This is a genomic window from Aeromonas sp. 84A (assembly GCF_051919345.1).
Classification (GTDB): Bacteria; Pseudomonadota; Gammaproteobacteria; order Enterobacterales; family Aeromonadaceae; genus Aeromonas; species Aeromonas veronii.
In genome coordinates this window covers 4,681,086-4,690,000 of record NZ_JBQBEW010000001.1, presented here as the reverse complement: position 1 = coordinate 4,690,000, position 8,915 = coordinate 4,681,086, and the positions used below count along the sequence as shown (strand labels likewise).

Here is an 8,915-nt window from a genome sequence, read left to right as displayed (position 1 = left end):
TTGCGCTGGAGCCGTCCTTGAAATACCACCCTTGTATGTTTGATGTTCTAACGCAGGGCCCTGAATCGGGCTCGCGGACAGTGCCTGGTGGGTAGTTTGACTGGGGCGGTCTCCTCCCAAAGAGTAACGGAGGAGCACGAAGGTTGGCTAATCCTGGTCGGACATCAGGAGGTTAGTGCAATGGCATAAGCCAGCTTAACTGCGAGACGGACAGGTCGAGCAGGTACGAAAGTAGGTCATAGTGATCCGGTGGTTCTGAATGGAAGGGCCATCGCTCAACGGATAAAAGGTACTCCGGGGATAACAGGCTGATACCGCCCAAGAGTTCATATCGACGGCGGTGTTTGGCACCTCGATGTCGGCTCATCACATCCTGGGGCTGAAGTCGGTCCCAAGGGTATGGCTGTTCGCCATTTAAAGTGGTACGCGAGCTGGGTTCAGAACGTCGTGAGACAGTTCGGTCCCTATCTGCCGTGGGCGTTGGATGATTGAAGGGAGTTGCTCCTAGTACGAGAGGACCGGAGTGAACGAACCTCTGGTGTTCGGGTTGTCACGCCAGTGGCACTGCCCGGTAGCTAAGTTCGGAATCGATAACCGCTGAAAGCATCTAAGCGGGAAGCGAGCCCTGAGATGAGTCATCCCTGACCCCTTGAGGGTCCTAAAGGGCCGTTGGAGACCACAACGTTGATAGGTGGGGTGTGTAAGCGCGGTGACGTGTTGAGCTAACCCATACTAATTACCCGTGAGGCTTAACCATACAACACCCAAGAAGTGTTCTAAGGCTTGTAGCAAATAGAACGAACTACTTACAAATTCAGTGATAGTGACAAGCCAAGCGCAACCTCACTACTCACGTCAGCTTTCTAGATTAAGAATTTGCCTGGCGGCCATAGCGCCGTGGAACCACCTGATCCCATGCCGAACTCAGAAGTGAAACGCGGTAGCGCCGATGGTAGTGTGGCATTCGCCATGCGAGAGTAGGACACTGCCAGGCACCCAATTAAACGGTGATGTGAAAACACATAGCCGGCTGCGAGGATGACACCTCAGAAGAAGCAGCAAAAGATTTAGCGAAAGCTAACCGAATGCGGAGCGGTAGTTCAGTCGGTTAGAATACCGGCCTGTCACGCCGGGGGTCGCGGGTTCGAGTCCCGTCCGCTCCGCCACTAATTTGAAGGCCTTCCCTGATGGGAAGGCCTTTTTGCTATGGGCGGTTTGCCCGGCCACAGCCTTGCACGCCAGAATAGACACCAAAGCCCGGTCTGATGACCGGGCTTTGGCATTTTGAACATCCAGAAACCACTGAGCAGTAGCTCTTGCCTGAAGGAAGGCGCTGGCAGGGCCGCTATTCCCTCCTTTTGGTATGTAATCACAGTAATTTTTGGATGATTCGCAACCCTTGGTACTGGATTACTCGCTTCCACGCATCCCCATCACCGGACTCCAGCCCCACAGGTAAGAGCCATATTGACCACTCCCTCCTCCATCTGGACATCAATGGTAAAGCCGAGTTGCCTGGCGAGGGTGACCATGCTGCGATTGCTCGGCATGGTCATGCCCGATAAATCTGCGTAGCGCAAACAAAGATGCCTTCCCGTTGGGAAGGCATCTTTTCTTTATCTATCAAGTGATTGCGACCACTTTGTCGACTAATCAGGGTTTCTCTTTCTTGCCGATGCTTAGACCCAGCTTGATGGAGAGGGCCGCCAGTAACAGCAGCATCATGATCAGGGAGAAGAAGTTGCTGCCGAGTTCCGGGTATTGCACCTTGAGCAGCGCGGAGTGGCCGAAGACACCGATAAAGAAGCAGAGCAGGGTACAGATGGGGGTGTTGCCCATCATGGGTTCATGGCGATAGTGCTGGAACAGCTGATAGGCCGCCAGCCAGAGGGCAATCAGCGGGAAGAAGGAGAAAGGCACAACCGAGTTGGTCAGCACGGCCAGAGAGGCATCGCCACAGATACCAATCAGCATGGCCATGGCGAGCGGTTTTTTCGGGATCATAAGCTGTTCAGTCATATCGTTCTCCATCCTGTGGTCATGGGTGAGGTTCACGGCGCTTCTGGTTTTGTACCTCGGCGCCCATGGCGATCATCCGCAGTTGGCGAATAGTGCGATCAGAGAGTGCCCGGCACTCTTCGCTGGTCATGTCGAGTGCATCGGCACCGGCACTGAAGACGATGGTGACCATGGCTTCTGCCTGGATGTAGGCATCTTCCCGTGGTGCTTCTGTGGTGGCTTCCAGATAATCGGTCAGCTCGGCAATGAAGTGCTGGATTTCGCGAGCCACCGCCTGACGAAAGGCGGCCGAGGTGCCGGAGCGTTCCCGTAGCAGCAGCCGAAAGATGTTGGGGTTGTTCTCGACGAACTCCATAAAGGTTTGCACCGAGGTGCTGATGACACTGCCGCCACCGGCAATGCGCTGGCGTGCCTGGCGCATCAGTTGGCGCAGGGTGAGACCTCCTTCGTCAACTAGGGTCAGGCCCAGTTCCTCCATATCGCGAAAGTGGCGATAGAAAGAGGTGGGCGCGATACCCGCTTCGCGAGCGACTTCCCGCAGGCTGAGATTGGAGAAACTCCGATTGGCGCACAGTTGGCTGAATGCAGCATCGATCAATGTACGCCGGGTTTTTTCTTTTTGTTGAGCGCGAATACCCACGAAATCAGTCACCTTCAGCTTATTGAGGCCAAATGATAACCCGAAGGCGCCTCAGGATCAGGTTTGTATCCTACTTTTTTACCATTGACCGTGAGGAAATCACCATAGAAAATGGCTAACAGCTGTTCGCTGAAAGGATGCAATGAGATGGCCAGACCCCCCATTATTTTCACCAATACCCTGCTGTTCTCCCTCTCCGGGATAGTGGCGTTGATTGTCGTGCCCTGGTACGGCGTGAGCCACGGTTACGATCTCTGGCAGTGGGCCAGTTTCCTGTTGCTGTTCTGCCTGAGTGGTCTCTCCATCACCGCAGGCTATCACCGGCTCTGGTCGCACAAGGCCTACAAGGCGCACCCCGCTTTGCAGTGGTTGTTTGCCATCGGCGGTGCGTTGGCGCTGCAGAATTCTGCCCTGCACTGGTCGGCCGATCACCGCCGTCACCATCGTCATGTGGATGACAACGATAAAGACCCCTACAGCGCGGGGCGCGGTTTCTGGTATTCGCACATCGGCTGGATGTTGCGGGAGCATCAAGGAGATCGCTATGGCGATTACAGCAATGTGCGAGACCTGCAAAACAACCCGGTGGTCGCGTTTCAGCACCGTCACTATCTGACGCTGGCGCTGGCGGCCAATCTGGGGCTGCCGCTGCTGCTCGGCCTGTGGCACGGGGACTTGCTCGGCATGTTGCTGTTGGCGGGCGTGCTGAGGATGGTGATGACTCACCACACCACCTTCTTCATCAACTCGCTGGCCCACATCTGGGGCAGTCAGCCCTATACCGATCGCAATACCGCTCGCGATAACGGCATCCTGGCTTTTTTCACCTTTGGCGAGGGGTACCACAACTTTCACCACCTGTTCGAGAATGATTATCGCAACGGCATTCACTGGTGGCAGTTCGATCCGACCAAGTGGTTGATCCGGCTCGCCTCCTGGTGTGGTCTGGCGGGGGATCTCAGATCTTCGCCGGAGGAGCGTATCGAACAAGCCCGGCTGCAGATGCAGCTGAAACGGGCACAAGCCAAGTTGCGCAAGCAGGAAGATCGCGAACTGTGGCAGGCGCTGCTGCAGGAGGAATACGACAAGCTGAGCCAGCAGTTGCAACACTATTACGCCAGTCGCAAGCGGCTGCTGGAGCTGCGCAAGCGCAAGGCGCTGGCGCGCTATGACCGCCTCAAGCTGCAACTGGAGTACCGGGCCCTGCGTGACGGCTTCATCGCTGGTAAACGCAACTGGAGTCGTTTGCTGGCAGGTATTGCATGATGCCGTCCGGTTATCACAGAGACTAAAAGAGAAGACCGCCTGCTGGCGGTCTTCTCTTTTATGATTCAACTCAAGCTAGTTGGCTTGGCTCTGCTGTTGCTGCAACTGATCCAGTGCCTGTTGCTCCTGCTGGCTAAGACCCAGTTGTTCACAGGCCTGCTCAAAGCTAACCCCCGGATAGCACATCATGATATCCAATAACGGGAGGGCTTAGTTGGCTTGGCTCTGCTGTTGCTGCAACTGATCCAGTGCCTGTTGCTCCTGCTGGCTAAGACCCAGTTGTTCACAGACCTGCTCAAAGCTGATCCCCAGATGGCACATCATGATATCCAATAACGGGAGGGCTTAGTTGGCTTGGCTCTGCTGTTGCTGCAGCAGATCCAGTGCCTGTTGCTCCTGCTGGCTAAGACCCAGTTGTTCACAGGCCTGCTCAAAGCTGATCCCCAGATGGCACATCATGATATCGATGGCGGGCAGATAGTTCTTCATAGCTTCTTCCATGGTGATCCTCCAGACCCGTCACTTATGCCCTGAACCACTCGGTGCGGCAATTAGACTTTAGGCTTAGTCTGTCCATTTGATAAGCACCCCTGCCACTGGGGGAGGGAATTTGTTACCCTGCACCATGATAAAAACGGTTGCCGTATGACTGCGAGCAACAGGTGAGGAGCAGGGCATGTTATTGAGTTTCTTGATCATCGCTTCAGGTTGGTGGCATATCCGTGCTGCCTATGGTTCAGACAGCCGCCAGTTCTATATCAGCAAGCCGCTGACCATGCTGCTTATCATCGCGTTGGCATTCGGCTACCAGAGTTATGACCACGACGGTTCCCATGCCTGGATCCTGCTCGGCCTCTGCCTCTCGCTGGCGGGCGATGTGCTGCTGATGTTGCCAAGTGATCGCTTCATTCAGGGGTTGGCGGCATTTCTTGTCGCGCATCTCTGCTATATCGTCGGTTTTGCCCAAGGGCCGTTGTTGCTCAATCTGGTGGATGGTTTGCTGCTGTTGCTGATCGCCGGCATGGTATTTGGCCTGCTGTGGGGCAAGCTGGGGGAGATGCGGATCCCGGTCTTTTGCTACATGCTGGTGATCATCGGCATGGCCTGGGTGGCCGCCGGAGCCTGGCACGCCTCTCTCACTGCCGGTTCTGCCGCCGCTCTGGTGGGGGCGCTGATGTTCCTCTTCTCCGACAGCATGCTGGCGCTCGATCGCTTCCGCCGCCCCTTTCCCCACGCCCGCGCCTGGGTGATGAGTAGCTACTTCGCAGCGCAATTCCTGATTGCTGGGTCGCTGGCGGGATAACGTCTTCTGGTTGAGTGCAGGTAACAGATAACGAAAAACGGGCATTGGCCCGTTTTTCGTTTTATGCCCGGCGTTTTTCACGCTTCTAGCGGTTCGGCATCCGCTGCCCGTGGGGCGGGGGATTTGAGCAACAGCATCAGGCCGCTGGCGATCAGCAAGAAGATCCCCATGATGTAGAACACCTGGTTGTAGGCCATGATGGCCGCTTCCCGGTTGATGGTATTGGCCAGCATGGCGTGGGCTTGCTGCTGGGCAATCTCGGGGCCTGAACCCTGCGCCATCATGCTCTGGGCCAGTTGCAGCAGATAGCTCTGCCCCTCGATACTGCTGGCGGCCAGAGTGCTGCCAATCTGCAGCACATGGGTGCGGGTATCGTTGTCGAGCATGGTCGCGATGATGGCGATACCGAACGCGCCACCGAGGTTGCGCAGCACGTTGAGCAGGGTCGAGGAGGAGGGGATCTCGTCGTGGCTCAGGCTGGCGGTGGCGACCAGGGAGAGCGGCACCATGATGAAGGGCTGCCCCAGCGCCCGCACGATCAGTGACTGGATCAGCTGCGGCCCGGCGTAGTCGGCACTCATGTTGACGTTCATAAAGCAGCTGACGGCGAAGATCAGGAAGCCGAAGCTCACCAGATAGCGCGGGTCTATCTTGTGGGTCAGCCTGGGCACCAGCGGTAGCACCAGCAGTTGCGGCAGCCCCATCCACATCAGTACCTCGCCGATCTCCAGCGCGTTGTAGTTGTGGATCTGGGTCATGTAGAGCGGCAGCACATAGATGGATCCCATCAACGCCATGCCGAGGATCAGATAGGCGAAGCAGGCCAGCGCGAAGCGCGGGTTGTGCAGCAGCCGCAGATTGACCAGCGGGTGACGGCGGATCAGCTGGCTGATGACGAAGAACACCAGCGCCACCGCCGAAATGACTGCCAGTCGCACGATGAAGCTTGAGCCGAACCAGTCCTCCCGGTTGCCCTCTTCCAGTACCACCTCCAGCAAGCCGAGGCCGAGTGCCATGGTGACAATCCCGATGAGATCCACCCGCTTGATCACGGCCCAGTCCACCGGTTTTTTATCCAGCCCGTGGGCCAGCATGGCCATCACCAGCAATCCTGGCGGCACGTTGAGATAGAAGATGTAGTGCCACGACATCTGCTCGGTGAGCCAGCCGCCGAGGGTTGGGCCGATGGCGGGGGCGAAGGTGGCGCAGAGGCCAAACAGCGCCATGCCGGTGGCCCGCTTCTGTAGCGGCAATAGGGTGACGATGAGGGAAAAGGCCATCGGGATCAGCGCCCCGCCGGTGAAGCCTTGCAGCGCCCGGAAGACGATCATGCTGGTGAGGTTCCAGCTGAACGAGCAGAGCACGGAGGCGGCGATAAAGGCACCAGTGGTCCAGAGCAGGTAGCGGCGCACGCTCAACCCCCGGCTCAACCAGCCGCTCAGGGGGATGGCGATCATCTCCGCCACCAGATAGGAGGTGGAGATCCAGGAGCTTTCGCTCAGGGTGGCCGACAGGGCCCCCTGAATATCCTTCAAGGAGGCATTGGTGATCTGGATATCGAGGATGGCCATGAAGGCACCGATAAGGCCCCCCATGACCGCGATCCAGTTGCGACGTGGAATGGGTTCCATCAGTTGGCAGCCACCACGGGATCAGGAGTGCGGGTATCCACGATCACTTCGGTCGAGAGACCCGGCAGCAGCTTGCCTGCCAGCGGGCCCGGCTCGAGGATGCGGATCTTCACCGGTACCCGCTGCACGATTTTGGTGAAGTTGCCGGTAGCATTCTCCGGTGGCAGCAGGGCGAACTTGGCACCGGTGGCCGGGGCCAGGCTGTCGATGATCCCCTCGACCGGTTGATCCGGGTAGGCATCGAGCACCACTTCGACCTTCTGGCCCGGCTGCATATGGGCGAGCTGGGTCTCCTTGAAGTTGGCCTCGACCCACACCTGCTGTAGCGGCACTAGGCTGGCGACCTGCATACCGGACTGGACGTAGAGCCCTTCCCGCAGGCTGCGCTTGCCGATGATGCCGTCGGCCGGTGCCCGCAGTTCGGTGTAGCCGAGCTCCAGCTTGGCCTGCTCCAGTTGCGCTTCGCTCAATGCCAGCTTGGCCAGATTCTGTTTGCGCTCGGCATCCAGTACCAGCAGTCGCTCACGGGCCGCTTGCAGGGCGGCTTGGGCCTCCCAGGCTTGCGCCTGATTGACCTGCAGGCTGGCACGCACCTCGTCCAGACTGTCTTGCGAGCTGTAGTGGCGCTGGTTGAGCTGACTGATCCGGTTGACCTGCTGGCTGGCACGCAGCTGTTCGGCATTGGCGGAGGCGACCTTGGCCTCGGCCTGCTGGATCAGGCTCAGTTGTTGGGTGCGGGTGGCGGCCAGATTTTCGGCCGTCGCCTGATTGAGGCGCAGGTCGGCTTCGGCCTCCGCGACCCTGGTTTTGTATTCGCGATCATCGAGACGGGCTATCAGTTGGCCCGCTTTGACCGGCTGGTTGTCGGTGACCAGCACTTCGCGGATATAGCCGGGCAGCTTGGAGCTGATCCCGGTCACTTCACTTTGCAGATAGGCGTTGTCGGTGCTTTCAAAATAGCGGCCGTGAAGATACCAGTAACCGGCGAACAGCAGACCGAGCAGCGCCAATATCATGGCTGCCAGCAGGGGAATTTTTTTGTGTTGACTCATTTTTGTGATTCCTGAACTTAAGGGGCGCAGGCTAACACTGGTCAACTGTTTCGATTAGTATTGGTTCACGAGATATACAGTTTCACTGGTGCAACAATGGATCTCAATGCCGCGTTAATTCTGGTGCGTATCGTCGACAAGGGCTCGTTTACGGGGGCCGCCCGCGAGCTGGGGATGACCAAGGCGATGGTCAGCCGCCGCATCGCCGAGCTGGAACAGCGGCTCGGTGTGCGTCTGCTCTATCGCTCCACTCGTCAGCTCACTTTGACCGAGGAGGGGGAGAAGTACTACCTGCACTGCAGCAAGGCGGTCGATGCCCTGACCGAAGCCGAGCTGATGCTGAGCGCCAGCCAGCAGGAGGTAACCGGCACCCTCAAACTGGCGGTGCCCATCGAGACGGGGCAACTGGTGGTTGGGCGCTTGGTCGCCAAGTTTTTGCAGGCCTATCCCGCCCTGCAGGTGGAGCTGGAACTGACCAACCGGGTGGTGGACCCCATCAGTGAAGGGTTGGATGCGGTGGTGCGGATTGGCGACATGAGCGACTCCAATCTGGCTGCACGCCGACTCTGGAGCACCGGAAGGCTGCTCTGTGCCAGCCCGGACTATCTGGCCCGCAGCCCGGTCATCGAGCGGCCGGAGGATCTGGCCAACCACGAGCGGGTGACGGTGAGCAGCGGGTTTCTCGCCTCTCACTGGTGTTTCGAGCTGGATGGCAGAGAGGTGCTGGTTGACCCCCCCTCCCGTTTTCGGGTCAATAATATTACCTGTGCCCGGGAGGCGGCGAAGGCGGGGCTGGGGTTGGCCTCGTTACCCGCTATGCTCTGTCAGGATGAGCTGGCCAGCGGCGAATTGGTGATCCTGCTGCCAGAGTGGCAGCAACCCAGGGTGCCGATTTATTTGCTGTTTCCGGAGCGGCAACTGATGCCGCGCAAGTTGCGGGCATTCATCGATTTCATGATTGAGAACGGCGCCGAGTTTGGCATCGACAAGTTGTTGTAAGGGGG

8 protein-coding genes, 1 tRNA gene and 2 rRNA genes (1 of these 11 only partly in view) are annotated in these 8,915 nt (G+C 58.1%); 6 read left to right on the top strand and 5 right to left on the bottom strand.

Annotation, left to right across the window (positions count from 1 at the left end; genetic code table 11):
- The 3 genes from ACTG20_RS21330 to ACTG20_RS21320 all read left to right on the top strand — a co-directional run.
- Positions 1 to 757 (top strand): 23S ribosomal RNA (locus tag ACTG20_RS21330); it begins 2,133 nt to the left of the window's first position.
- A gap of 122 nt (positions 758 to 879) precedes the next feature.
- Positions 880 to 994, top strand: a 5S ribosomal RNA gene (gene rrf / locus ACTG20_RS21325).
- Positions 995 to 1,089: 95 nt separating this feature from the next.
- Positions 1,090 to 1,166, top strand: a tRNA-Asp gene (locus tag ACTG20_RS21320).
- 487 nt (positions 1,167 to 1,653) lie between these two features.
- Here ACTG20_RS21320 and ACTG20_RS21315 read toward each other — a convergent pair.
- Together ACTG20_RS21315 and fabR are read right to left on the bottom strand one after the other, a co-directional pair.
- A complete protein-coding gene (locus ACTG20_RS21315) occupies positions 1,654 to 2,019 on the bottom strand; it encodes a YijD family membrane protein (protein WP_194494935.1) in 366 nt (121 codons plus the stop codon).
- A 19-nt stretch (positions 2,020 to 2,038) separates the two neighbouring features.
- Complete coding sequence (gene fabR, locus ACTG20_RS21310) at positions 2,039 to 2,659, bottom strand: HTH-type transcriptional repressor FabR (protein WP_005339921.1); 621 nt, start codon at positions 2,657 to 2,659, stop codon at positions 2,039 to 2,041.
- 147 nt (positions 2,660 to 2,806) lie between these two features.
- On the opposite strand from fabR, the gene ACTG20_RS21305 reads away from it, so the two are divergent.
- Complete coding sequence (locus tag ACTG20_RS21305) at positions 2,807 to 3,925, top strand: fatty acid desaturase (protein WP_111900340.1); 1,119 nt, start codon at positions 2,807 to 2,809, stop codon at positions 3,923 to 3,925.
- Positions 3,926 to 4,270: 345 nt separating this feature from the next.
- Here ACTG20_RS21305 and ACTG20_RS21300 read toward each other — a convergent pair whose 3' ends face one another.
- On the bottom strand, positions 4,271 to 4,426 hold the full coding sequence (locus ACTG20_RS21300) for a hypothetical protein (RefSeq protein ID WP_155397466.1): 156 nt from the start codon (positions 4,424 to 4,426) through the stop codon (positions 4,271 to 4,273).
- 175 nt (positions 4,427 to 4,601) lie between these two features.
- Between ACTG20_RS21300 and ACTG20_RS21295 the strand changes: the two genes are divergently transcribed.
- Entirely contained in the window at positions 4,602 to 5,228 is a 627-nt protein-coding gene (locus ACTG20_RS21295; RefSeq protein ID WP_005348507.1) for a lysoplasmalogenase, read from the top strand.
- A 77-nt stretch (positions 5,229 to 5,305) separates the two neighbouring features.
- Here the strand turns inward: ACTG20_RS21295 and ACTG20_RS21290 are convergent, their stop codons facing one another.
- Positions 5,306 to 6,859 (bottom strand): DHA2 family efflux MFS transporter permease subunit, encoded by a 1,554-nt coding sequence (locus ACTG20_RS21290; protein ID WP_120416308.1) that lies wholly within the window; start codon positions 6,857 to 6,859, stop codon positions 5,306 to 5,308.
- Complete coding sequence (locus ACTG20_RS21285; protein WP_439987397.1) at positions 6,859 to 7,911, bottom strand: HlyD family secretion protein; 1,053 nt, start codon at positions 7,909 to 7,911, stop codon at positions 6,859 to 6,861. Before ACTG20_RS21285 ends, ACTG20_RS21290 begins: the two co-directional genes overlap by 1 nt.
- Before the next feature lie 96 nt (positions 7,912 to 8,007).
- Between ACTG20_RS21285 and ACTG20_RS21280 the strand changes: the two genes are divergently transcribed.
- Positions 8,008 to 8,910 (top strand): LysR family transcriptional regulator, encoded by a 903-nt coding sequence (locus ACTG20_RS21280; protein WP_019444678.1) that lies wholly within the window; start codon positions 8,008 to 8,010, stop codon positions 8,908 to 8,910.
- Positions 8,911 to 8,915: the final 5 nt, after the last annotated feature.